Origin of the sequence: Photobacterium sp. CCB-ST2H9 (assembly GCF_023151555.2) — a bacterium.
Classification (GTDB): Bacteria; Pseudomonadota; Gammaproteobacteria; order Enterobacterales; family Vibrionaceae; genus Photobacterium.
Genome location: NZ_CP100425.1, coordinates 21,811 through 47,066, shown reverse-complemented (window position 1 = coordinate 47,066; position 25,256 = coordinate 21,811). Strand labels below are relative to the sequence as shown.

General features: G+C 52.2%; 14 protein-coding genes, 5 tRNA genes, 3 rRNA genes and 1 pseudogene. 7 read left to right on the top strand and 16 right to left on the bottom strand.

From position 1 onward, the window contains the following. Positions 1-19: 19 nt before the first annotated feature. Positions 20-2,038 carry a DNA helicase Rep gene (gene rep / locus L4174_RS00205; RefSeq protein WP_248144600.1) on the bottom strand — a complete coding sequence of 673 codons (2,019 nt, stop codon included), beginning with the start codon at positions 2,036-2,038 and terminating at the stop codon, positions 20-22. Positions 2,039-2,213: 175 nt separating this feature from the next. On the opposite strand from rep, the gene L4174_RS00200 reads away from it, so the two are divergent. From L4174_RS00200 to L4174_RS00185, 4 genes are all read left to right on the top strand, one after another. Next, a complete protein-coding gene (locus L4174_RS00200) occupies positions 2,214-2,780 on the top strand; it encodes a TetR/AcrR family transcriptional regulator (protein WP_248144601.1) in 567 nt (188 codons plus the stop codon). Positions 2,781-2,813: 33 nt separating this feature from the next. After that, positions 2,814-3,929, top strand: coding sequence for an efflux RND transporter periplasmic adaptor subunit (locus tag L4174_RS00195; protein WP_248144602.1), 1,116 nt, complete (start codon positions 2,814-2,816; stop codon positions 3,927-3,929). Positions 3,930-3,941: 12 nt separating this feature from the next. Then, entirely contained in the window at positions 3,942-7,058 is a 3,117-nt protein-coding gene (locus L4174_RS00190; RefSeq protein WP_248144603.1) for a multidrug efflux RND transporter permease subunit, read from the top strand. Positions 7,059-7,215: 157 nt separating this feature from the next. Continuing rightward, on the top strand, positions 7,216-7,473 hold the full coding sequence (locus tag L4174_RS00185) for an accessory factor UbiK family protein (protein WP_248144610.1): 258 nt from the start codon (positions 7,216-7,218) through the stop codon (positions 7,471-7,473). A gap of 92 nt (positions 7,474-7,565) precedes the next feature. Here L4174_RS00185 and ilvC read toward each other — a convergent pair whose 3' ends face one another. After that, on the bottom strand, positions 7,566-9,050 hold the full coding sequence (gene ilvC / locus L4174_RS00180; RefSeq protein WP_248144604.1) for a ketol-acid reductoisomerase: 1,485 nt from the start codon (positions 9,048-9,050) through the stop codon (positions 7,566-7,568). A gap of 130 nt (positions 9,051-9,180) precedes the next feature. On the opposite strand from ilvC, the gene ilvY reads away from it, so the two are divergent. After that, positions 9,181-10,053, top strand: a complete 873-nt coding sequence (ilvY, locus tag L4174_RS00175; protein WP_248144605.1) for an HTH-type transcriptional activator IlvY — start codon at positions 9,181-9,183, stop codon at positions 10,051-10,053. A 9-nt stretch (positions 10,054-10,062) separates the two neighbouring features. Then, entirely contained in the window at positions 10,063-11,271 is a 1,209-nt protein-coding gene (locus L4174_RS00170) for an NAD(P)-binding domain-containing protein (protein ID WP_248144606.1), read from the top strand. A 422-nt stretch (positions 11,272-11,693) separates the two neighbouring features. Here L4174_RS00170 and L4174_RS00165 read toward each other — a convergent pair. From L4174_RS00165 to L4174_RS00100, 14 genes and pseudogenes are all read right to left on the bottom strand, one after another. Further along, positions 11,694-11,770 (bottom strand) — tRNA-Asp (locus tag L4174_RS00165). 41 nt (positions 11,771-11,811) lie between these two features. After that, positions 11,812-11,927, bottom strand: a 5S ribosomal RNA gene (rrf, locus tag L4174_RS00160). A 98-nt stretch (positions 11,928-12,025) separates the two neighbouring features. Continuing rightward, positions 12,026-14,910: ribosomal RNA gene (locus L4174_RS00155) — 23S ribosomal RNA — on the bottom strand. Positions 14,911-15,177: 267 nt separating this feature from the next. Next, a tRNA-Ala gene (locus L4174_RS00150) sits at positions 15,178-15,253 on the bottom strand. A 31-nt stretch (positions 15,254-15,284) separates the two neighbouring features. After that, positions 15,285-15,360: transfer RNA gene (locus L4174_RS00145), tRNA-Val, on the bottom strand. Positions 15,361-15,389: 29 nt separating this feature from the next. Next, positions 15,390-15,465, bottom strand: a tRNA-Lys gene (locus tag L4174_RS00140). Position 15,466: 1 nt separating this feature from the next. Beyond that, a tRNA-Glu gene (locus L4174_RS00135) sits at positions 15,467-15,542 on the bottom strand. A gap of 98 nt (positions 15,543-15,640) precedes the next feature. After that, positions 15,641-17,192: ribosomal RNA gene (locus tag L4174_RS00130) — 16S ribosomal RNA — on the bottom strand. The 16S, 23S and 5S rRNA genes sit together here with 5 tRNA genes alongside, the layout of an rRNA operon. Positions 17,193-17,620: 428 nt before the next feature. Then, positions 17,621-18,145, bottom strand: coding sequence for a menaquinone-dependent protoporphyrinogen IX dehydrogenase (gene hemG / locus L4174_RS00125; protein ID WP_248144703.1), 525 nt, complete (start codon positions 18,143-18,145; stop codon positions 17,621-17,623). Between the two features lie 10 nt (positions 18,146-18,155). Continuing rightward, positions 18,156-19,613 (bottom strand): TrkH family potassium uptake protein, encoded by a 1,458-nt coding sequence (locus L4174_RS00120; RefSeq protein ID WP_248144704.1) that lies wholly within the window; start codon positions 19,611-19,613, stop codon positions 18,156-18,158. A 32-nt stretch (positions 19,614-19,645) separates the two neighbouring features. After that, entirely contained in the window at positions 19,646-20,272 is a 627-nt protein-coding gene (locus L4174_RS00115) for a YigZ family protein (RefSeq protein ID WP_248144705.1), read from the bottom strand. Between the two features lie 114 nt (positions 20,273-20,386). Then, entirely contained in the window at positions 20,387-20,869 is a 483-nt protein-coding gene (locus L4174_RS00110; RefSeq protein WP_248144706.1) for a hypothetical protein, read from the bottom strand. A gap of 6 nt (positions 20,870-20,875) precedes the next feature. Beyond that, on the bottom strand, positions 20,876-21,370 hold the full coding sequence (locus L4174_RS00105) for a proprotein convertase P-domain-containing protein (RefSeq protein ID WP_248144772.1): 495 nt from the start codon (positions 21,368-21,370) through the stop codon (positions 20,876-20,878). Positions 21,371-21,523: 153 nt separating this feature from the next. Then, positions 21,524-22,522, bottom strand: a pseudogene (locus tag L4174_RS00100) (S8 family serine peptidase); the annotation flags it as partial. A 560-nt stretch (positions 22,523-23,082) separates the two neighbouring features. Between L4174_RS00100 and fadB the strand changes: the two are divergent. After that, positions 23,083-25,245: a fatty acid oxidation complex subunit alpha FadB gene (fadB, locus tag L4174_RS00095; RefSeq protein WP_248144707.1), complete on the top strand. Its 2,163-nt coding sequence runs from the start codon at positions 23,083-23,085 to the stop codon at positions 25,243-25,245. Positions 25,246-25,256: the final 11 nt, after the last annotated feature.

Sequence of the window (25,256 nt, the reverse complement as noted above, 5' to 3'; positions counted from 1 at the left end):
GATCTGAGGCCACGTGTGCTTATTTCTTATTGAACATCGCCCGGAGATTCGCGATATGTGCCTGGCCACGTTGCATCCGTTCTTCCGCAGAAACCGGTTTACGCTCCGTCTCCCAATCCAGATCATCCTGAGGCAACTCGTATAAGAATCGACTCGGTTCCGGCTTGATCAACTCCCCGTACTGACGGCGTTCCTTACACAACGTAAAAGTAAGTGCCTTCTGCGCCCGGGTGATCCCGACATAGGCCAGCCGTCGCTCTTCCTCAACATTGTCTTCATCAATGCTGGTCTGGTGCGGCAGAATACCTTCCTCGGTGCCAATCAGATAGACATACGGAAACTCCAGACCTTTTGAGGCATGCAGTGTCATCAGCTGAACCTGATCTGCCTCATCGTCATCTTCCCCGCGTTCCATCATGTCCCGCAGCGTCATCCGCTGAACCACTTCTTTCAGGGTACGCACTTCGTTGTCGTAATTATCCCCTTCCAGATCCGCTGTCACCCAGCTGTACAGATCCGACACATTCTTCATCCGCATCTCAGCAGCTTTCGGACTGGCAGAAGTTTCAAACAGCCAGTCCTCATAATGAATGTCCCGGATCAGCTGGCGGACTGCCGCAACCGCATCACCGCGTTCAGCGTTATCGGCCAGCTCGACAATCCAGCGGGTAAACTGGCGCAGACTGTCTAATCCGCGGCCGGTCAGGTGCTGTTCCAGGCCCAGCTCAAAACTGGCATCAAACAGACTCTTGCCCCGCATATTGGCATAAGTGCCCAGCTTCTCCAGGGTGGCCGGGCCAATCTCACGCCGCGGCGTGTTCACGATGCGCAGGAAAGCATTATCGTCATCCGGATTGGTCAGTAGGCGCAGGTAAGCCATGATGTCCTTGATCTCGGTACGGGAGAAAAATGAGGTTCCCCCGGAGATTTTGTAAGGAATCCGGTTCTGCATCAGCGCCTTCTCAAACAGTCTGGACTGATGGTTGCCCCGGTACAGAATGGCGTAATCTTTGTAATCGGTGTTATTCAGAAAGCGATGGGCAATCAGTTCACCGATCACTTTCTCCGCTTCATGCTCTTCATTTTTTGCCGTAATGACCTTCAGCATGTCGCCATCCGGAATTTCCGAGAACAGGGTTTTCTCGAACACGTGTGGGTTATTGGCAATCAGAATGTTAGCGGTTCGCAGGATCCGGCTGGTTGAGCGATAATTCTGCTCCAGCTTGATCACCCTCAGGGTCGGAAAATCTTTGTTCAGCAATGCCAGGTTTTCCGGCTGGGCTCCACGCCAGGAATAAATCGACTGGTCATCATCTCCCACCACGGTAAATTTAGCCCGCTCACCCACCAGCAGCTTCACAAACACATACTGACTGGTATTGGTGTCCTGATATTCGTCCACCAGCAGGTAACGGATTTTGTTCTGCCAGCGCAGACGCACTTCCTCGTTATCCCGCAGCAAGAGGACCGGCATCAGAATCAAATCATCGAAATCCAGCGCGTTGTAAGCTTTCATCTGCCGCTGATACAACTCATAGCAATGGGCAAACAGCTGGTCACGCTCACTGCGGGCTTCGGCTTTGGCCTGTGTCGGCGATTTCATGTCGTTCTTCCAGTTGGAAATCGATGACAACAGGAGTTTGAGCAAATCTTTATCGCCGTCAATTTGAGCTTCCGTCAGCTCCTTGAGCAGCGCCATCTGGTCCTGATCATCAAACAGGGAGAAACTCGCCTTCAGACCCAGCGTCTTATATTCGCGACGGATGATATTCAGCCCCAGAGTGTGGAAGGTCGATACCGTCAGACCCTTGGCTTCCTGACGGCCCAGCGTCTGGCCCACCCGTTCTTTCATCTCCCGGGCAGCTTTGTTGGTAAAGGTCAGCGCCGCAATGTTCCGGGCTTTGTACCCACATTGCTGGACCAGATAGGCAATTTTATTGGTAATAACCCGCGTTTTGCCTGAACCGGCGCCAGCCAGTACCAGACACGGCCCGGCCACGTAACGCACTGCCTCATTTTGTCTGGGATTGAGTTTCATGATTTACCCTGTGAGTCATGTTTGATTCAGCTGCCGCATTGTAACCTGATCTCGCCTCGTGTCTATTTCAGACAGCTCCCGTGTTTTTGGTCACAAAAAATGAGTAACAAGTAAGTTGCACAGAATTTAAGCGTCAATAATAATGAATGAACGTTCATTCACCTTGTGAGTAGCAATGACTGATAAAAAAGAACGTATCTTGCAGGCAACCGAAGAATTGCTGGCAAAACATGGTTTTCACGGTCTGTCGATGAACATGGTGGCGAAAGAAGCTAAGGTAGCAACAGGTACGATTTACAGGTATTTCACGGATAAAGACGACCTGCTGTACCAGCTTCACGATCATATACTGACCATTGTCGCCCAAAAAATCACGCAGAACATTTCTGATGTCATGCCGCTGGAACTTCGGTTTCGTACCATGTGGCTGAACATCTGGAATATGGCCACGGACAACGAAGCACCGCTGATTAATCAGGGCCAGTTTGAAAACATGCCGCATCGCGGAAAGCAGTACAAGAAAGCGTTAGAAAAAACACTCTTTGCCCCGATCGACAGGATGTTTGAAGAGGGGAAAGCTCAGGGGCTGTTTAAGCCTTTAGACAACGAGATACTCGCCGCTCTCAGTTTGGAACCCAGCGCTGCGCTGGCACGCAAACACCTGACCGGCACCTTTACGGTAAGTGACGAAGCGCGGGATGCTGCCATCAACGCTTGCTGGGATGCAGTAATTACACATTGATAACGCATTAACTAAGACTCCGGAGCAAAGAAAATGAAAAAATGGGTAGCATGGTTAATCATGCTCGTCATCGTTGCCTTACTCTTTGGCGCACTATTCGCGTGGAAAAATGTTCAATCCGCAGGAATGAAGGCGTATTTCGCAAACCGGCCAGAACCGGACTTTCCGGTCACTGTCGAGGATGTGAAAGCCACCAATTGGGTACCAGCTATTGAAGCCATTGGCTTTATTGAACCGAATCAGGGTGTCACGATCACAACTGAAGTCTCAGGTGTCATCAAGACTCTGAACTTTGACTCGGGTATGTCGGTCAAGCAAGGTCAGCGCCTGCTGGCACTGGACTCTGATGTTGAAGAAGCCAACCTCAAGAGTTCACAAGCCCGACTGCCTGCCGCCAAAGCAAAATACATCCGTTATCAGGATCTTTATAAAAAAGGTTCCCTTTCCAAGGAAGCTTTCGACGATGCACAGGCAAGTTATTTTTCGCTGATGGCTGATATTGAAAGCCTGAAAGCAACGATCGATCGCCGTATTATTACCGCGCCATTCTCAGGTGAGGTCGGTCTACGGAATGTGTTCCTGGGTCAGTACATCCAGCCCGGTACGGATATCGTCCGTCTGGAAGATACTTCCCTGATGAAACTGCGCTTTACGATCCCGCAAACCGATCTGGCAGATATTCATATCGGGCAGGAAGTGGATATCGCGATTGATGCTTACCCGGAAGCAAACTTCCAGGGCAAAATCAGCGCCATTGAACCAGCGGTGAACTATCAGAGCGGTCTGGTTCAGGTTCAGGCTGACATTCCAAACAATGATGGTCGTCTGCGCAGCGGTATGTTTGCCCGTGCCCACATCATCCTGCCAACGCAGGAAAACCAGGTTGTTCTGCCGCAACACGCCATCACCTACACCCTGTACGGCAACAACGTCTACATCGTTTACAAAGACGACAAAGGCGACCTGCGTGTGCGTCAGTCTGTGGTTAAAACCGGTGAACGCAAGCGCGACAACATTCATGTCCTGGAAGGCGTCAAACCGGGCGACCAGGTGGTAACGACGGGTCAGATCCGCCTGAGTAATGATGTGAAAATCCGCATTGTCGACAACGATGCCCTGAAAACCCCGGCTGAAACACCAATGCTGTGATTCGGAGGTTAAATGCGCTTTACTGATATATTCATAAAAAGGCCGGTCCTTGCCGTCTCAATCAGTATTCTGATTGCCCTGCTCGGTTTCCAGGCCATTTTCAAAATGCAGGTCCGGGAATATCCGGAAATGACAAACACTGTCGTCACGGTGACCACCAGTTATTACGGTGCCAGTGCCGATCTGATCCAGGGCTTTATTACCCAGCCGCTGGAACAGGCCATCGCGCAGGCGGATAACATCGACTACATGACATCGTCGTCTGTTCTGGGTTCATCGACCATTACGGTCACCATGAAGCTGAATACGGATCCAAACGCAGCGCTGGCTGATATTCTGGCCAAAACCAACTCGGTCCGTTCTCAGCTGCCGCGTGAATCCGAAGACCCGACGGTGACCATGTCGACCGGTTCAACCACGGCGGTGATGTACATTGGTTTCACCAGTGACGAGTTGAGTTCCAGCCAAATCACAGATTATCTAGAGCGGGTATTCAACCCACAGCTGTTCACCGTCAATGGTGTCTCCAAGGTCGATCTGTACGGCGGGATGAAATACGCACTGCGTGTCTGGCTGGATCCGGCCAAGATGGCTGCGTATAACCTGACCGCATCCGATGTGATGACCGTCCTGAACGCCAACAACTACCAGTCTGCCACGGGTCAGGCTAATGGCGAGTTTGTACTGTATAACGGCACGGCCGATACACAGGTGAAGACCACAGATGAGCTGCAGAAGCTGATTGTTTCAACCCAGAAAGGCCAGGTCATTCGACTGGGTGACATAGCCAAAGTCACCCTGGAGAAAAGCCACGACATTTACCGGGCGACAGCAAACGGTCAGGAAGCCGTGGTTGCCGCAATCAATGCTGCTCCGAGTGCCAACCCGATTAACATCGCTGCCGATGTGCTGGAGCTGTTGCCTGAAATTCAGCGCAACATGCCGAGCAACATCAAGATGAACATCTTGTACGACTCCACTGTTGCCATTAACGAGTCTATTCAGGAAGTCATCAAAACCATCGGTGAAGCTGCACTGATCGTATTAGTCGTCATCACCCTGTTCCTGGGTTCATTCCGGGCCGTGCTGATCCCGATCATTACCATCCCGCTGTCACTCATTGGTGTGGCGATGCTGATGCAGGGCTTCGGGTTCTCCTGGAACCTGATGACCCTGCTGGCCATGGTTCTGGCCATCGGTCTGGTGGTCGATGATGCCATCGTGGTCCTGGAAAACGTCGACCGCCACATCAAACTGGGTGAATCGCCGTTCCGTGCTGCCATTATCGGGACACGGGAAATTGCGGTGCCGGTCATTGCCATGACCCTGACGCTGGGTGCGGTATACGCGCCGATCGCGCTGATGGGTGGGATCACCGGTTCGCTGTTTAAGGAATTCGCGCTGACGCTGGCCGGCTCCGTTTTCATCTCCGGGATCATCGCCCTGACGCTGTCGCCAGTGATGTGTTCCAAGATCCTCAAAGCACACGACAAGCCAAACCGCTTTGAAGACACGGTTCACAGCGTGCTGGATCGCATGACGGCCGGCTATGAGAAAGTGCTGGGCACTGTCATGAACTTCCGGCCGGTTGTGATTGTATTTGCCCTGATCGTCTTTGCCGTCCTGCCCGTGTTGTTCAAGTTCATCCCGAGCGAACTGGCACCAGCGGAAGATAAAGGTGTTCTGATGATGATGGGTACTGCCCCATCGACAGCCAACCTGGACTACATCGAAAACACCATGAGCGAAGTGAACCAGATGCTGAGTGATCAGCCGGAAGTTGCTTTCGCTCAGGTCTTCTCCGGTGTGCCCCAGTCGAACCAGGCATTCGGTATTGCGTCCATGGTGCCCTGGAGTCAGCGTGAAGCCAGCCAGGCCGAAGTTGTTGGCCGGGTCACCAAACTGGTGAACGATGTCCCGGGCATGGCCGTAACGGCATTCCAGATGCCGGAGCTGCCGGGCGCTGGTTCTGGTCTGCCGATCCAGTTCGTCATCACCACACCGAACAATTTCGAAAGTCTGTTCCAGGTTGCAACGGCCGTCCTGACTGATGTCAGCAAGAACCCGATGTTCGTCTATTCAACCCTGGATCTGAACTTTGATTCAGCCACCATGAAGATCAACATCGATAAGGACAAAGCCGGAGCCTATGGCGTTACCATGCAGGATATCGGGATCACCCTGAGTACCATGATGGCCGACGGTTATGTCAACCGGATTGACCTCAATGGCCGCTCGTACGAAGTCATCCCGCAGGTGGAACGAAAGTACCGTCTGAATCCGGAGTCGCTGAATACGTATTATGTCCGTGCTGCTGACGGTAATTCGGTGCCTCTGGGCAGTCTGATCAGTATTGATGTGATCGCAGAGCCTCGCGCCCTGCCGCACTTCAACCAGCTGAACTCCGCCACCATTGGTGTCGTTCCGAATCCGCAAATCGCCATGGGAGACGCCATCGACTGGTTCAAATCGGAAGGCGCCAGCAATCTGCCTGTCGGTTACCAGTATGACTTCATGGGCGAAGCCCGTCAGTACGTGACTGAAGGCAACGCACTGTTCGCGACCTTTGGCCTCGCTCTGGCGGTCATCTTCCTGGTTCTGGCGATTCAGTTCGAATCCCTCCGCGACCCGATGGTCATCATGGTCTCTGTACCGCTGGCAATCTGTGGCGCTCTGGTCGCTCTGGGCTGGGGTCTGGCGTCGATGAACATATACTCTCAGGTGGGTCTGATTACCCTGATTGGTCTGATCACCAAGCACGGGATTCTGATCTGTGAGGTTGCCAAAGAAGAGCAGCTCAATCACCAGAAGGACAAAATGTCTGCGGTGATGGAAGCAGCGAAAGTTCGTCTTCGCCCGATTCTGATGACCACTGCCGCGATGATTGCCGGTCTGATCCCGCTGCTGTTCGCCACCGGCGCTGGTGCAGCACAGCGTTTCAGTATCGGTATCGTAATTGTGGCCGGTCTGACGATCGGGACCCTGTTTACTTTGTTCGTTCTGCCAGTCATTTACACGTATCTGGCCAGCACGCATAAACCGCTGCCTGTCTTTGTCGAGGACAAAGACCTGGAAAAGCTCAAACGGGCTGATGAAGCGAGACTAGCTCTCAGAGCCCGTGAAAATTAACCACCATTTTCACTTTGATTCTTCAGGCCGCGCAAGCGGCCTTTTTTTGGAGAGAAAGGCACGTGTCGCTGATCCCAGGATTCCTGCCTGCGGCAGGGTGAAATTGGTGTACACTAACGTCAAGTATCACAATACCTTCATGGAGTTAAACCCGCGTATGTTTGATCCAAAGAAACTTGAGCAGGTTGCAAAGCAGATTCAGGATGCGATGCCTCAGCCGGTCAAAGCGCTTGGTCAGGACGTTGAGCAGAAAGTGCGTCAAACCATTCAGGCACAGCTGAGCAAACTGGATGTCGTCAACCGCGAAGAGTTTGATGTGCAGACTCAGGTCCTGCTGCGTACCCGCCAGAAACTGAATGAGCTGGAACAAAAAGTAGCTCAGCTGGAAGCCCAGCTGTCCGACAAAGCGGAATAATCAGCGTTTCGCCTGAACACCGCTCCGAACATGAAAAAGCCCGGCAAGATTGCCGGGCTTTTTGTTACTAGAAAGGAAGAAAAATCAGGTGATTAGTCACCGACAGCGATACGCTTCATGTCAGTCATGTAACCACGCAGTTCCTGACCAATCAGCTCAACCGGATGGCTGCGCAGTGCTTCATTCACATCAATCAGTGTTTGGTTATCCGCCTGGTTGCTGCTTTCGCCCAGACCTTTACCGATCACGTCTGTACCAACCTTCGGCATGAACTGCTCACGCAGCAGTGGCGTCGCGACATTCGCGAACAGATAGTTCCCGTATTCAGCAGTATCGGAAATCACCACGTTCATTTCATACAGACGCTTCCGGGCAACGGTATTGGCAATCAGTGGCAGCTCGTGCAGTGATTCATAGTAAGCTGACTCATCAATAATGCCTGAAGCGGTCATCGCTTCGAATGCCAGCTCAACCCCGGCACGCACCATCGCGACCATCAGGATACCGTTGTCAAAATATTCCTGCTCACTGATCTTCAAATCAGACTGCGGATAGTTTTCGAAAGCAGTTTCAGCAGTTTCAGCACGCCAACCCAACAAGTTTGCATCATCATTGGCCCAGTCGGCCATCATGGTGCCAGAGAACTCACCGCTGATGATGTCATCCATATGCTTGTTGTACAGTGGACGCATCAGATCTTTCAGTTCTTCAGACAATTCAAAGGCTTTGATTTTTGCAGGATTCGACAGACGATCCATCATGTGGGTAATGCCGCCGAATTTCAGTGCTTCGGTAATGGTTTCCCAGCCAAATTGCAGCAGTTTACCGGCATATGCAGGCTCAATGCCTTCTGCAACCATCTTTTCATAACAAACAATCGAACCAGCCTGCAGCATTCCGCACAGAATGGTTTGTTCACCCATCAGGTCAGATTTCACTTCAGCAACGAAAGACGATTCCAGCACACCGGCACGGTGACCACCGGTTGCAGCCGCCCAGGCTTTGGCGATTTCCAGACCCTCGCCCTGCGGATCATTTTCCGGGTGAACCGCAATCAGGGTCGGCACCCCGAAACCACGTTTGTATTCTTCACGTACTTCTGTGCCCGGGCACTTCGGTGCAACCATCACAACCGTGATATCCGGACGGATTTGCATGCCTTCTTCAACAATGTTGAAACCATGCGAGTAACCCAGCGCAGCACCTTGCTTCATCAGAGGCATCACCGTGGTTACAACATCCGTGTGCTGCTTGTCTGGTGTCAGGTTAACCACCAGATCCGCCTGCGGGATCAGCTGTTCATAGCTACCAACTTCAAAACCGTTATCTTTGGCATTGCGGAAAGAGGCACGTTGCTCATCGATCGCAGCCTGACGCAGCGCATACGCCACATTCAGACCGGAGTCACGCATGTTCAGCCCTTGGTTCAGGCCCTGTGCACCACAACCCACAATCACGACTTTTTTACCTTTCAGGTAATCTGCTTCCTGAGCAAACTCGCTGCGATCCATAAAACGGCAACGGCCCAGTTGATCCAATTGCTGACGCAAATTTAAGGTATTGAAATAGTTAGCCATAACAAGTTACTCCGTGAAATCTGATCCTTGGTCGGCACGTCATTGCCGAATAACCTGATAGTAGATCAGGCGCCATGTTGTCCAAAGTGATATATTCACAACATCACATTGCAAAAAGTGCAACACCATCATGAATATTAAATCACTGCAGTTCTTCCTTCATTTGTGTAACAGCAAGAACTTTAGTCAGACTGCGCAGAAAATGCATATCAGTCCGTCGGCACTGAGCCGCCAGATCCAACGCCTCGAGCAGGAGCTGGCCCAGCCGCTGTTTATCCGTGACAACCGCAGCGTTGAACTCACAACAGCCGGACACAAACTGCTTCCCGTCGCCAGTCGTATCGTTGCCGAATGGCAGCACCTGCAACAGGAACTGACGGAGCAAGATCAGATGCTCAAAGGCAAACTGACGCTCTTCTGCTCAGTCACCGCCAGTTACAGTCATTTGCCTGCAGTCCTGAACCAGTTCCGGCAACATTACCCGCAAGTCGAAATACAGCTGGTCACCGGTGATCCGGCGCAGGCGATTGATAAAGTCATGCAGGACGAGGCAGATTTCGCCATTTCAGCGTTGCCGGCCAATCTTCCCGGAAAACTGGCCTTTATCTACCTGGGCGATGTCTCTATGTCACTGATCAGCCCTCTGGCCCCACCGCCCGCGCTTCAGGTCTTGCTCACGCCGGAAATTCAATGGGAAAAACTTCCCTTTATCCTTCCAGAGCATGGCAGTGCCAGAGAAAACGCTGACAAGTGGATGAAATCTCATAAAATTAAGCCTAACATTTATGCCCAAGTTGCTGGGCATGAGGCTATTGTTAGTATGGTAGCATTGGGATGTGGCATAGGGATTGCGCCAGATGTTGTCATAGAGAACAGTCCGATTCGCGACCAGATACAAAAGCTGCCCACAGCAACTGTAGACCCTTTAATACTGGGATTGTGTTGTAAACAAAGCCGGCAAAAGGAACCGCTTTATCAGGCGCTGCTGGCACTATTCAAATAGCAGGTCCATATGACGTCATCGCATACTTTGACACACAGCTACTATTCCGCCTTTTATGCTGAAAAAGGCTTTCGCTTTCTGGAGCAGATCGCAAAGGATTACACACTGCCCGATAATCTGGTCGTTTTTTCAGTCATGCATTGTTACGAAGGAACACTGCCTTATCTCAATGTCCTGTGCCAGCTGGCTGATCACGTCGTATTTATCCCGAAGCAGGCCACGTTCTGTAACAACAGCTCACTCCTGAATACCATTGAGACCATTGAAAACTGTCAGACGGTCGAATCCGGATTCGACAAAATCGCCTTACGCGACCCGGCCTGCTGTGTTGAATTGATCCGCCGATATACCAAAGAGGGGCAAGCTTTTCTGATCCTGGACCACGGCGGCTATTTTGCTCAGGGTGCTGAAGCCATATTAGAAGCATTCAGCAAAGAGTGCGTGGGGATTACCGAACTGACAGCAAATGGCGTCGCCAAATACCGGAACAGACACCTGCTCAAACCCTTGGTTTCTGTCGCTCACCTGAGTATCAAAACACCGGCAGATTATGAAGCGTCAGAGTGTATCGTTCACTATACCGATCAGATTCTGCGCGAAGCCTTTGGTCTGAAACTCAACAACCAGGGATTTTTGTCGATTGGGGTCATCGGCAGCGGTAATCTGGGTCGCGGGATCTGCAAAACCCTGCAAGGCAAAGGGATTCATGACCTCTACGTCAGCGATCAGGATCCCCGTCGGCTGACCGCAATGCCGCGCAACGGCATTCAGGTCTGCTCGACGGAAACTATGCTCAACCACTGCAATCTGATCTTCTGCTGTACAGGCAATGGGGCACTTCATACGGCGCACTTGCAGTCCCGGCGTGAAAACCTCTTTGTTGCAACCGTCACTTCCGCAGATGATGAACTGAATCTGCCTGAACTTGTGCACAATGGCACCCTTCGTTATATCGGAGGGAATACGCTCGTCAAAGAATACAAAAATCAGCACGAGGCAAGCATCTACTTACTGGCTGGCGGTGAGTCTGCCAACACACCTTTCAAGACGGGGATGGGTGACCCAACCCTCTATCTGTTTGAAGCCGCCCACCTGCTGGCCGGACTGCAGCTTGCCAGCCAGAACCACAGTTACGCCGCCGGGATCCAGGCGTTATCTGCTCAGGATGAAATCTTCATTGCCGAACAATGGCTGCGCTTCTTCTATCACTACAGTTAAGTTATCTGCAATACAGGCATCGTCCCTTTCATTCACAGCACTCCGCGCCATAGCTTCTATTGGCGCTTAAAGCGAGACTTTCCAGTCTCCCGTTGTCTTTTCTGCGCCAGACAGACGTACACATCGCAGCATCTCTGCTTTCCGGTTCTCCCATCAGCCATGATGCAGTCATTAAACCTCTAGTCATATAATCCGGCATACCTGGCTTGCAGCTGTTTCCAGAGAGACAGGTGCTCTGGTTGAGGCGATTTCGATTATTAGAAGAAATTTGGGGTAGACGTTGGAATGGATAAATCCCAAACGTAAAAAAGCCCCAGTCTTTCGACGGGGACGCCTAGTCTGAGGCTTTTCGTCAGTGAGAAATTATCAGAACCCTGAATAGCAAAAAACCCAGCCATTACTGACTGGGTTTCTCTAAGAAGTGGCGGAGCGGACGGGACTCGAACCCGCGACCCCCGGCGTGACAGGCCGGTATTCTAACCAACTGAACTACCGCTCCACACGGCTGAAACCAGACTGTATCTGATTTCTAAATAGGGCGCCTGGCGATGTCCTACTCTCACATGGGGAGACCCCACACTACCATCGGCGCTGCTGCGTTTCACGTCTGAGTTCGGCATGGGATCAGGTGGTTCCACAGCGCTATGGTCGCCAGGCAAAATTTGTTCAACAATCTCGGAAAAATCTGACTAAAGTTCTCAGCACATCATTCAAGTGCTCATGGAGTCCGTACTTAAAACCCCTTGGGTGTTGTATGGTTAAGCCTCACGGGCAATTAGTACAGGTTAGCTGAGCGCCTCACAACGCTTACACACCCTGCCTATCAACGTTCTAGTCTCGAACAGCCCTTCAGGAGACTCAAAGTCTCAGGGATGACTCATCTCAGGGCCAGCTTCCCGCTTAGATGCTTTCAGCGGTTATCTGTTCCGAACTTAGCTACCGGGCAATGCGTCTGGCGACACAACCCGAACACCAGCGGTTCGTTCACTCCGGTCCTCTCGTACTAGGAGCAACTCCCTTCAATCATCCAGCGCCCACGGCAGATAGGGACCGAACTGTCTCACGACGTTCTAAACCCAGCTCGCGTACCACTTTAAATGGCGAACAGCCATACCCTTGGGACCGACTTCAGCCCCAGGATGTGATGAGCCGACATCGAGGTGCCAAACACCGCCGTCGATATGAACTCTTGGGCGGTATCAGCCTGTTATCCCCGGAGTACCTTTTATCCGTTGAGCGATGGCCCTTCCATTCAGAACCACCGGATCACTATGACCTGCTTTCGCACCTGCTCGAACCGTCATTCTCGCAGTTAAGCGGGCTTATGCCATTGCACTAACCTCACGATGTCCGACCGTGATTAGCCCACCTTCGTGCTCCTCCGTTACGCTTTGGGAGGAGACCGCCCCAGTCAAACTACCCACCAGGCACTGTCCGCACCCCGGATAACGGGGCGACGTTAGAACATCAACACTACAAGGGTGGTATTTCAAGGACGGCTCCACAGATACTGGCGTACCTGCTTCGAAGCCTCCCACCTATCCTACACATGTAGGGTCAATGTTCAGTGCCAAGCTGTAGTAAAGGTTCACGGGGTCTTTCCGTCTAGCCGCGGGTACGCAGCATCTTCACTGCGATTTCAATTTCACTGAGTCTCGGGTGGAGACAGCGTGGCCATCATTACGCCATTCGTGCAGGTCGGAACTTACCCGACAAGGAATTTCGCTACCTTAGGACCGTTATAGTTACGGCCGCCGTTTACCGGGGCTTCGATCAAGAGCTTCTCCGAAGATAACCCCATCAATTAACCTTCCGGCACCGGGCAGGCGTCACACCGTATACGTCATCTTTCGATTTTGCACAGTGCTGTGTTTTTAATAAACAGTTGCAGCCACCTGGTATCTGCGACTGCCAGCAGCTCCAAGAGCAAGTCTCTTCACCGCCGGCAGCGTACCTTCTCCCGAAGTTACGGTACCATTTTGCCTAGTTCCTTCACCCGAGTTCTCTCAAGCGCCTTGGTATTCTCTACCCGACCACCTGTGTCGGTTTGGGGTACGATTCCTTACTATCTGAAGCTTAGAGGCTTTTCCCGGAAGCATGGCATCAATGACTTCATCACCGTAGTGACTCGACATCGGGTCTCAGCCTTGAGATGGTCCGGATTTGCCTAAACCATCAGCCTACACCCTTGAACCAGGACAACCGTCGCCTGGCCCACCTAGCCTTCTCCGTCCCCCCATCGCAATAGTAAGAAGTACGGGAATATTAACCCGTTTCCCATCGACTACGCCTTTCGGCCTCGCCTTAGGGGTCGACTTACCCTGCCCCGATTAACGTTGGACAGGAACCCTTGGTCTTCCGGCGGGGAGGTTTTTCACCCCCCTTGTCGTTACTCATGTCAGCATTCGCACTTCTGATACGTCCAGCATGCCTTACAGCACACCTTCAGCCGCTTACAGAACGCTCCCCTACCCAATACGATAAATCGCATTGCCGCAGCTTCGGTGTATCACTTAGCCCCGTTAAATCTTCCGCGCAGGCCGACTCGACCAGTGAGCTATTACGCTTTCTTTAAATGATGGCTGCTTCTAAGCCAACATCCTGGCTGTCTGAGCCTTCCCACATCGTTTCCCACTTAGTGATACTTTGGGACCTTAGCTGGCGGTCTGGGTTGTTTCCCTCTCCACGACGGACGTTAGCACCCGCCGTGTGTCTCCCGGATAGTACTTACTGGTATTCGGAGTTTGCAAAGGGTTGGTAAGTCGGGATGACCCCCTAGCCTTAACAGTGCTCTACCCCCAGTAGTATTCGTCCGAGGCGCTACCTAAATAGCTTTCGGGGAGAACCAGCTATCTCCAGGTTTGATTGGCCTTTCACCCCTAGCCACAAGTCATCCGCTAATTTTTCAACATTAGTCGGTTCGGTCCTCCAGTAAGTGTTACCTCACCTTCAACCTGCCCATGGCTAGATCACCTGGTTTCGGGTCTAATCCCAGCAACTGCACGCCCAGTTAAGACTCGGTTTCCCTACGGCTCCCCTATACGGTTAACCTTGCTACTGAAATTAAGTCGCTGACCCATTATACAAAAGGTACGCAGTCACCCCGAAGGGCTCCTACTGCTTGTACGTACACGGTTTCAGGTTCTTTTTCACTCCCCTCACAGGGGTTCTTTTCGCCTTTCCCTCACGGTACTGGTTCACTATCGGTCAGTCAGGAGTATTTAGCCTTGGAGGATGGTCCCCCCATCTTCAGACAAGATAACACGTGTCCCGTCCTACTCGTTTTCACGTTTAAGGTATCGTCGGTTACGGGGCTGTCACCCTGTATCGCGGCACTTTCCAGAGCCTTCACCTGACACAAAAAACGCTTAAGGGCTAATCCGGTTTCGCTCGCCGCTACTGCCGGAATCTCGGTTGATTTCTCTTCCTCGGGGTACTTAGATGTTTCAGTTCCCCCGGTTCGCCTCATCAGGCTATGTATTCACCTGATGATAACCGCTTATGCGGCTGGGTTTCCCCATTCGGAAATCGGTGACTCAAGTGGCTCTTACTGCCTCATCACCGCTTATCGCAAGTTAGTACGTCCTTCATCGCCTCTGACTGCCCAGGCATCCACCGTGTACGCTTAGTCACTTAACCATACAACCCCAAGAGGTTTCGTATGTTCAAACAACCAAGGTTTGATTTGTTTCGCCGGACTCACTTTGCTTTCACTTTTCAAAAGTGAAGACAAAAAATACAAGACACTTGAATGTGTTTTGCTTGAGAACTCTGTTTCTTTCGAAACAGTTTGATTCAATCTCAAAGATTGAATTTACTAGTCAGCTTTCCAGATTGTTAAAGAGCATTGTGAATTATCGACAGATAACCACTTTCTAAAGATTCTCGGGGAAAACCCTTAAAGAGTGGTGGAGCTAGGCGGGATCGAACCGCCGACCTCTTGCATGCCATGCAAGCGCTCTCCCAGCTGAGCTATAGCCCCGTCGTTCTGGGTGTCTTTCCGAAGGAAAGAATGGTGGGCGATACCGGGCTCGAACCAGTGACCCCCTCCTTGTAAGGGAGGTGCTCTCCCAACTGAGCTAATCGCCCACGGATGTTTTACATTCCCGTGGCAGGAATGGTGGGTCGTGCAGGATTCGAACCTGCGACCAATTGATTAAAAGTCAACTGCTCTACCAACTGAGCTAACGACCCGTGGCGTCCCATAGGGGAGTCGAACCCCTGTTACCGCCGTGAAAGGGCGGTGTCCTAGGCCTCTAGACGAATGGGACTTCTAATTCGTACTGATGCTGTTGGGCAGCACCAGTGGCTCTCTACATTTCGACCAGGCAATCTGTGTGGACACTGCGATAACAACGCAGTCTTTAGGTAAGGAGGTGATCCAGCCCCAGGTTCCCCTAGGGCTACCTTGTTACGACTTCACCCCAGTCATGAACCACACCGTGGTAAACGCCCTCCCGAAGGTTAAGCTATCTACTTCTGGTGCAGCCCACTCCCATGGTGTGACGGGCGGTGTGTACAAGGCCCGGGAACGTATTCACCGTGGCATTCTGATCCACGATTACTAGCGATTCCGACTTCATGGAGTCGAGTTGCAGACTCCAATCCGGACTACGACGTACTTTGTGGGATTCGCTCACTATCGCTAGTTGGCAGCCCTCTGTATACGCCATTGTAGCACGTGTGTAGCCCTACTCGTAAGGGCCATGATGACTTGACGTCGTCCCCACCTTCCTCCGGTTTATCACCGGCAGTCTCCCTGGAGTTCCCACCCGAAGTGCTGGCAAACAAGGATAAGGGTTGCGCTCGTTGCGGGACTTAACCCAACATTTCACAACACGAGCTGACGACAGCCATGCAGCACCTGTCTCAGAGTTCCCGAAGGCACCAAAGCATCTCTGCTAAGTTCTCTGGATGTCAAGAGTAGGTAAGGTTCTTCGCGTTGCATCGAATTAAACCACATGCTCCACCGCTTGTGCGGGCCCCCGTCAATTCATTTGAGTTTTAATCTTGCGACCGTACTCCCCAGGCGGTCTACTTAACGCGTTAGCTCCGAAAGCCAGTGTTCAAGACACCAACCTCCAAGTAGACATCGTTTACGGCGTGGACTACCAGGGTATCTAATCCTGTTTGCTCCCCACGCTTTCGCATCTGAGCGTCAGTCTTTGTCCAGGGGGCCGCCTTCGCCACCGGTATTCCTTCAGATCTCTACGCATTTCACCGCTACACCTGAAATTCTACCCCCCTCTACAAGACTCTAGCATGCCAGTTCCAAATGCGATTCCGAGGTTGAGCCCCGGGCTTTCACATCTGGCTTAACACGCCGCCTGCATGCGCTTTACGCCCAGTAATTCCGATTAACGCTCGCACCCTCCGTATTACCGCGGCTGCTGGCACGGAGTTAGCCGGTGCTTCTTCTGCAGCTAACGTCAAAGATGAGCACTGTTAATACTCACCCCTTCCTCACTGCTGAAAGTGCTTTACAACCCGAAGGCCTTCTTCACACACGCGGCATGGCTGCATCAGGGTTTCCCCCATTGTGCAATATTCCCCACTGCTGCCTCCCGTAGGAGTCTGGACCGTGTCTCAGTTCCAGTGTGGCTGATCATCCTCTCAGACCAGCTAGGGATCGTCGCCTAGGTGAGCCGTTACCCCACCTACTAGCTAATCCCACCTGGGCCAATCTTAGCGCGCGAGGCCCGAAGGTCCCCCGCTTTGCTCCGTAGAGATTATGCGGTATTAGCCATCGTTTCCAATGGTTATCCCCCACACTAAGGCATGTTCCCAGGCATTACTCACCCGTCCGCCGCTCGCCGCCCAGGACGTCCCCCGAAGGTTCAGTCATGTCGCTGCCGCTCGACTTGCATGTGTTAGGCCTGCCGCCAGCGTTCAATCTGAGCCATGATCAAACTCTTCAATTAGAATTTTGTTGCCTTTCCGAAGAAAAGCGGCTCAGTGATTACTGATAAATTGACTGTGCCGAAGCTCTTAAAAAGAACTTTCGATTGGTCACTCAGTTCACTGATAAAATCTTTTGACTGTATCATTGTCGAGTGCCCACACAGATTGCATGGTCAAATTGTTAAAGAACTTTTCCAGATTCGCGCTTTGCTCATCGTGGACAGGGCAGCCATTCTATCGAAATGAAAAACCGTGTCAAACACTTTTTTCAATCAATTTCGGAACAACTTTCCTGTGAACCTCTGGTTTTCAGCTTTCTTCGCCGTAATCCCGTTCAGTGAGGCGGCATTATAGGGACTTTCTTTCATGGCGCAAGCGCATTTTTGAGAAATTTTCTTTTTTTTTGTTTTTCGGATAAAAGTTAATCAAAAGCAGCTAATTTTGCCCACTATAGTTGTTTAAAAGCTTGAGAAAAGGCGGATACACGCTTCCAGTCCGTATATTCCACTTCTTTTGTGGTGTCGGTTTCCCCGCCAGTCATACGCATGATGAACTGAATCATGGTGCGATCGAACCAGTTGTATCGCGGATACCGCAATGCTCCGGCAAAAACTTCCAGCAATTCAGGCTGCCAGGATGACTTTTTCAGAAACGTCTGCATATAGACGCTGGTTTCCGGTATGTCTTTACCCGGTTTACGGGCTGTCAGGTTCACGCAATAAAAAGCAGCTTTTTGTGCGGCCAGCGATGCATGGTGACGTTCAATAAACTGATAGAGCTTTTTATTCAGGTGTCCGTAACGTACGGAAGCACCAATCAGCACTTTATCGTATTCACTGAAGTTAATGTCTGGCAGCTGATGAATATCCTGCATCTCACATTGATATTCCGCGCCCAGGTCCTGGACGATATGTTTGAGGATCTTGATGGTCTGCCCTTCACAGCTTGAGTGCAGCATCAGTACCTTTTCCATAGTCTTCTCCTTAGTTACGCCAGAATGTCGGGGTGAACAGAACCAGCAAGGTAAATACTTCAAGTCGGCCAAACAGCATCGCGACAACCAGCGTCCACTTCGCGGCATCATTGACCTCACCAAAGTGCACGGCAACCTGTCCGAGCCCCGGCCCGAGGTTATTCAGTGTTGCAGCCACCGCAGAGAATGCGGTCAGCTCATCCATTCCAGTCCCCACCAAAACCAGCATGCAAACGACGAACACCAGCGCGTACGCTGAGAAAAAACCCCAGACGGCATCCACGACGCGTTGTGGTAATGCCTTGTTCCCGACTTTGATGGTGTAGACCGCCCGCGGGTGCACCAGTCGTTTCAGTTCACGCACTCCCTGCAGGAACAGCAACAAGACGCGGATCACTTTGATGCCCCCCCCTGTCGACCCGGCGCATCCTCCAATAAAGGAAGAGAACAGCAAAAGCACAGGAAGAAAGAGTGGCCACTCTGAAAAACTGGTGGTGGTAAAGCCTGCTGTTGTTGAAATCGACACGGTCTGAAAAAGCGCCTGGTCCAGGGTTGACCACCAGCTCTCATAAGTCTGGTGCTTCATCAGCAAGCTGTAACAAATCACCAGCAGGATCAGCTGCACCACCAGGAAGGCTTTAAACTCAGGATCTCTTAAATAGGTACGCAGATGCACTCCCCGATTAGAGAATGCCGCAAAATGCAGTGAGAAGTTACAGGCTGAAATCAGCAGGAACAGCACCGTCACCATATTGATCGCGGTGCTGTTGTAGTGGCCGATACTGGCATCATGCGTCGAGAAACCGCCGATGGCAACCGTCGAGAAACTGTGGGCAATGGCATTGAACAGATCCATCCCTGCCATCCAGAAGGCAGCCGCACATGCAACCGTCAGCGCCAGATAGATAAACCACAGGGTTTTCGCCGTCTCAGCAATCCGTGGTGTCATTTTACTGTCTTTCACAGGCCCCGGGATCTCAGCCCGGTACAACTGCATCCCACCGATACCCAGAACCGGCAAAATCGCCACGGCCAGGACGATGATCCCCATCCCGCCGAACCATTGCAGCATCTGGCGATAAAACAGAATCGCTTTCGGCAACTGATCCAACCCGACAATCACGGTCGCCCCCGTTGTAGTCAGGGCAGAAAAAGACTCAAAAAAGGAATCGGTCAGCGACAGGTCCGGGGTTTTGGACAGAATAAAAGGCACCGCACCGGCGCTGCCAATCACCGTCCAGAACAACACCACAATCAGGAAGCCATCACGCGCTTTCAGTTCGCGCCGATGGTGCCGGTTGGGCAGCCACAATGCCGCGCCCCCGGCGAGCAAGATAAAAAATGTTACGACAAAGGGAAAACCCGCACCATCACGATACAGTAACGCGATCAGAGCTGGCACCAGCATGGTAAAACTAAACAATGCCAGCAGCAGGCCAACAATACGGATAATCGAACGAATTTGCATAATATCTAGCGGGCGCTCTTCATTTTGTTCTTTTAAGAAGTTTCATCTGCGTCCTGAATGCGAATCTGGCCGCTACTGCGATTGATCAACATGACTTTCAAGTTATCGACCAGACGGCAGTCGAACTCAAGCGTCATACGGACGTCAGCACCGTATTCAGCATGAACGACCTCGGCACCATGCTCGGCTATCACAGCCTCCAGCAATGGCACCTGATTATACGCACAGCTGATATAAAGTGGTGAAGTAATCACCTTTTCTTTGGTGGTGAGCACAGCAAGCGCCTGCTGTACCCCGCCGCCATAAGCTTTCACCAAACCGCCGGTGCCCAGTCGGATCCCGCCATAATACCGGGTGACGACCGCTGTGATTTCCCCGACACCCGAGCCACTCAGCTGGGCCAGGATGGGTTTGCCTGCCGTTCCCGAAGGCTCTCCATCATCACTGAATCCCCACAGCATGGAATCGTCGGGACGTCCCGCCACAAAAGCCCAGCAGTTATGACGGGCATCGGCGTGGCGCGTTTTGATTTCCTGAACAAAGGCTTTGGCGGCATCCAGACCCGGCGTATGTGCCAGATACGTGATAAACCGGCTCTTTTTGATTTCTTCTTCAGCAATCACCGGTGCTGCCGGGATGGGATATGGAGCCTGTGCCATGTCATTTGTCCGTTTACATCATCGAAAGGCGCAAGAATAACATAACCCTGCGTACAGATTCACAACACAAAAAAGGAGCCGAAGCTCCTTATATTCTGAACGGCAGCACCTGGTTTATTGAGGCTGGTTCTGCTGACGGTTCAGTTCCAGCGTCACCTGCTCCACCTGATAGCTGTGCTCCAGCGACTGTAGGACAGGCAGCAGGTTGCGGCCTTCTTCTGCCTTCAGCAGGGCAATACCGCCACGGGCATAAACCAGTTCCAGCTGATGCTGCGCCGCAAAACCGGCCGCATCCTTGTCTTGCCCGAGGCGGATCAGAAAGCTGCCGGTCACCTCAACGGTGTCGCCGACACTGTCCAGTGCACGCAGCTTATCTCCCTTATATAGTGCAGAGGTTTCTGCCGATGCCAGAGGCGCCGACAGTGAGCGTTTCTGGCGAGTTTGAGGTTGGTTATCCGTCAAACGCTGATAGGCCACACCGTTCAGGATCAACGTACCGGCGCTCGCTTCTGCTTCAGTTACTAGTTTAACTGCAGGCAAGGCGGCCAGTGCCGGGGTAACAAACAGCAATGACGCGAACATAACAATGGTTTTCATGTTGACTTACCCCTCGTGTCCGAAGAATCGAATATCCCAGGATTTCAGTACGCCATCCTGAGTGTTATTGGCCTGCCGGACCGTGATCCGCTCTCCTTCAGCCGGTTGTGCAATCCAGCTGGATTCATCCCGATTGGTATCCCGCACCACCAACTGCCAGCGTCCCTGAGAAGACTCACCATAGAAATGATTCGACAGCAGCAGTTGCTGTTCAAAACCGGCCACCCGGTTGCTGATCGACTGCCCGACCATCCCTGTGCGTGGTGACATGATGACACTGCGGGTACCAGACGGAGAAATCAGCTCAATCGCCAGGTCCTGAACACGCTGGTGATCAATATCTACCTTCACCTGTACCGCCTCGACGACAAAGTCTTGCGGCTGGTTGAACGCACTGACAGCACCATGCAAGGTCGCATCCTGGATCGGTGCTTGTGCCGTTACACGCTGCCATGGCGTGATCGACAGCGGTGGTAATGGTGTATCGTAGTCCAGCGCCATCGCCACGGCACCATCAACGTTCACACGGCCAAAACCATAGAAGTTATGGAAATCATAGCCCGCAGCATTGGTCTGCCATCCCGGAATAGCCTGATAGGTCGTTGCTTCATTGGCGATATTCTGGAATGTCAGGCTGACCCCGGCCTGATTCGGATCGACTTTCGTCGCCGTAGACGCAAGAATATGCTTCACATCACGCCAGTTCAGATTCGGATTCGCCGACATCACCATCGCAACTGCACCCGATGCATTCGGTGCCGCCGATGACGTTCCGTTCATCGTGCCATTATACTCACAGCGCGGATCCAAAACCGTGCCACCGTGCAGTGCATTGTTGGTCCGGGTCAGGGTGTTGTAACCCGCATCACAGCCACTCACATCTGTGGTAATCATTGCCGGAGAATCCGTGCCATACTCACCGCCCGGTGCAGCTACAAATACGTTCGCACCGACGGACGAATAAGAGGAACGTTGCCCCTCAGCATTGACCGCCGACACCACCATATTCCAGTAGTTGGCATTGTCCGGGGTAATATTGCTGTCCTGCATGGGCAGGCCGTTATTCGGCGGGCCAACCCGATTCGGATCGTAATAGTCACCCGGTAGAATCCGCGTCCGGCCCAAAGAGGTAAAATTCATCGAGAAGCGGTGATAGCTGTTACCTGCTGATTTCACGAACAGGCTGCCAAGTCCCTGGTGGGATTCACGTGTTACGTGTTCGTAGACCTGCTCTCTGAGGGCAACATCCAGATCATTAAAGTCATACTTGCGGGGAAATAAAGAGGACGAACCATAGCTCTGGTTAAACACTCACACATCAGCCGTGTTTTCCGCTTCCCCATGTGACAGCAGCCAGGCTTCCATCGACTGATTGTTCAGCCAGTTGAACCCCTTCAGACCCGCTTCCGGCGCGACACCGCGGCCACCGATACCGTTCCAGCCCGCGGCAGCTGCGATTCCGGCAACCGCCGTTCCGTGTCCGTCGGTCGGATCATCCGGCGAGGGGTCATCATCGTGATTCACTACATCCCGTGAGCCCGGGCGGATATTCGGTGCCAGATCCGGGTGACCTATCTCCAGACCATCATCCACAACCGCAATAGTAACGCCCTGACCACGCACGCCAGTCGCATGGCTCACGTACAGGTTCATGTCCTGCCCGGCAATCCCGGCTGAGCGGGAAAATGCCGTCTGGCCATGATTTTGCAGGTGCCACTGGTGCGGATAAAGCGGGTCTGAGGTGAAGTCATCCGGTACCCGGCTCCGGGACCACAACCGCTTGTGCCAGGGTCGCCGCATGGGCCATCCCCGGCACCAGAGCCGCCGTAACCAGTACAGGCAATAATTTCAGCGCTGTCTTCATGCATACATCCTTCATATGATTCATTCCATTGATATTCCAGTGATGGAATAAAGTCAGGATGTATACTGACAACAATCATCATTGCTACACGAAGCAGTGAAAAAAGATAAGCAGAATGAAATGCCTCGCAAAAGCAAAAGATTGCACTCAATAAATCAGCCACGAATAACCCAAAGAAGCTTCGGTGCATATCACCTTTTGCAACACACCCACATCAAGGTTTAAACAATTGTTTAAAATAGGTGTTGAAATCCATTTACAACAAGTCCAGACTAATCTTTAACCTGGTTGCAGGTCAAACCAGTCAAAATCAAGCCGGCAAGTGAACCGGTATTCACGGAGATAGAACATGATTTACCAAGGTGAAACCCTGTCCGTAAGCTATCTGGAGGATGGCATTGCGGAAATCAAATTCAATGCGCCAGGCAGCGTGAATAAGCTGGATCGCAAGACCCTGGAAAACCTCAGTGAAGCTATCAATGCGCTGTATCAGCAAACCGAACTGAAAGGTGTACTCCTGACGTCCGGCAAACCTGCTTTTATTGTTGGTGCAGATGTGACCGAGTTCCCTGACATCATGACGCAGGAAGCTGAGACCCTGTCCAGCTGGCTGGCTGACGCCAACGCCATTTTTAACCGCCTGGAAGACATTTCTGTCCCGACCGTTTCAGCGATTAACGGTTTTGCGCTGGGCGGCGGCTGCGAATGTATTCTGGCGACAGACATTCGTGTTGCCGACACAACCGCACTGGTCGGCCTGCCAGAAACCAAACTGGGTATCATGCCTGGCTGGGGTGGCTCCGTACGCCTGCCACGCCTGATCGGTGCCGATCAGGCGATGGACATCATCGCCGCAGGTAAAGCAAAGAAAGCTCCGGAAGCCCTGAAGCTTGGCCTGGTTGATGCCGTTGTTGCACCTGAAGCCCTGCACGACGCGGCGCTGACCATGCTGAAAGATGCGATCGCCGGTAAACTGGACTGGCAGTCTCGCCGTGCCCAAAAACAGGCTCCGCTGAAACTGAACAAAATTGAAGCCTCCATGAGTTTCACCATGGCCAAAGGCATGGTGATGCAAGTTGCAGGTCCGCACTATCCTGCCCCGATCACGGCGGTCAAATGTATTGAAGAAGCCGCGCGCATGAGCCGCGACGAAGCACTGAAAGTCGAAAACAAAGGCTTTGTTGCGCTGGCGAAAAGCCAAGTGGCTCCGGCACTGGTTGGTATCTTCCTGAATGACCAGTACATCAAAGGCAAAGCGAAGCAAGCAGCCAAAGAAGGCAAAGACACCCAACGTGCAGCCGTACTGGGTGCCGGTATCATGGGTGGCGGTATTGCTTATCAGTCTGCACTGAAAGGCGTACCGGTGATGATGAAAGACATCGCTCAGCCATCGCTGGATCTGGGGATGACCGAAGCTTCCAAGCTGCTGAACAAGCAACTGGAGCGCGGCAAGCTCAATGGCCTGAAAATGGCAAAAATCCTGGCGTCTATCCAGCCGACCTTGCATTACGCCGGTATTGAAGATGCTGATGTGATTGTTGAGGCTGTGGTTGAAAATCCGAAGGTAAAAGCCGCGGTTCTGGCCGAAGTTGAAGAACGTGTGAGTGAAGACACTGTGATCACGTCAAATACCTCGACCATTCCAATCAACGTGCTGGCAAAATCACTCAAACGCCCGGAAAAATTCTGTGGCATGCACTTCTTCAACCCGGTACACCGCATGCCGCTGGTTGAAATCATCCGGGGTGAACACACTTCGGAAGAAACCATTTCCCGCGTGGTGGCATACGCTGCCAAAATGGGTAAATCCCCAATTGTGGTCAATGACTGCCCTGGATTCTTCGTCAACCGGGTTCTGTTCCCTTACTTTGCCGGTTTTAGCCTGCTGCTGCGTGACGGCGCCGATTTCACCAAGATCGATAAAGTGATGGAGAAAAAATTCGGCTGGCCGATGGGCCCTGCTTATCTGCTGGATGTGGTTGGTATTGATACCGCGCACCACGCGCAGGCAGTCATGGCTGAAGGTTTCCCTGAGCGCATGAGCAAAGACTACAAAGATGCTGTTGATGTGATGTTCGAGAACCAGCGTCTGGGCCAGAAGAACGGCAAAGGTTTTTATGCCTATTCCATCGACAAGAAAGGCAAGCCGAAGAAAGATCTGGCACCGGAAGTGGCTGAACTGCTGGCGCCTGTGGTCAGCCGTACCGCTGATTTCAGTGACGAAGACATCATTGCCCGCACCATGGTTCCGATGATCAACGAAGTCGTTCGCTGTCTGGAAGAAGGCATTGTTGCGACCCCGGCAGAAGCAGATATGGCACTGGTGTATGGTGTGGGCTTCCCTCCGTTCCGTGGTGGCGTTTTCCGTTACCTGGATACCATCGGCCTGGCGAACTATGTGGCAATGGCTGATCAATTCGCTCATCTTGGCGCGGTTTACGAAGTTCCTGCCGGTCTTCGTGAGAAGGCAGAGAAAGGCGAAAGCTATTACAACGCACCCGTAAACGCTTAAGGACGAGGATA

What these genes read in the sequence shown, in the direction of transcription:
- ilvY (WP_248144605.1), top strand. Translation starts at nt 9,181, where the DNA reads ATGAATATTAAATCACTGCAGTTCTTCCTTCATTTGTGTAACAGCAAG.
- L4174_RS00120 (WP_248144704.1), bottom strand. Translation starts at nt 19,613, where the DNA reads ATGCAAATTCGTTCGATTATCCGTATTGTTGGCCTGCTGCTGGCATTG.
- rep (WP_248144600.1), bottom strand. Translation starts at nt 2,038, where the DNA reads ATGAAACTCAATCCCAGACAAAATGAGGCAGTGCGTTACGTGGCCGGG.
- L4174_RS00110 (WP_248144706.1), bottom strand. Translation starts at nt 20,869, where the DNA reads ATGAAAACCATTGTTATGTTCGCGTCATTGCTGTTTGTTACCCCGGCA.
- L4174_RS00115 (WP_248144705.1), bottom strand. Translation starts at nt 20,272, where the DNA reads ATGGCACAGGCTCCATATCCCATCCCGGCAGCACCGGTGATTGCTGAA.
- fadB (WP_248144707.1), top strand. Translation starts at nt 23,083, where the DNA reads ATGATTTACCAAGGTGAAACCCTGTCCGTAAGCTATCTGGAGGATGGC.
- hemG (WP_248144703.1), bottom strand. Translation starts at nt 18,145, where the DNA reads ATGGAAAAGGTACTGATGCTGCACTCAAGCTGTGAAGGGCAGACCATC.
- L4174_RS00170 (WP_248144606.1), top strand. Translation starts at nt 10,063, where the DNA reads ATGACGTCATCGCATACTTTGACACACAGCTACTATTCCGCCTTTTAT.
- ilvC (WP_248144604.1), bottom strand. Translation starts at nt 9,050, where the DNA reads ATGGCTAACTATTTCAATACCTTAAATTTGCGTCAGCAATTGGATCAA.
- L4174_RS00185 (WP_248144610.1), top strand. Translation starts at nt 7,216, where the DNA reads ATGTTTGATCCAAAGAAACTTGAGCAGGTTGCAAAGCAGATTCAGGAT.
- L4174_RS00200 (WP_248144601.1), top strand. Translation starts at nt 2,214, where the DNA reads ATGACTGATAAAAAAGAACGTATCTTGCAGGCAACCGAAGAATTGCTG.
- L4174_RS00105 (WP_248144772.1), bottom strand. Translation starts at nt 21,370, where the DNA reads ATGGCGCTGGACTACGATACACCATTACCACCGCTGTCGATCACGCCA.
- L4174_RS00190 (WP_248144603.1), top strand. Translation starts at nt 3,942, where the DNA reads ATGCGCTTTACTGATATATTCATAAAAAGGCCGGTCCTTGCCGTCTCA.
- L4174_RS00195 (WP_248144602.1), top strand. Translation starts at nt 2,814, where the DNA reads ATGAAAAAATGGGTAGCATGGTTAATCATGCTCGTCATCGTTGCCTTA.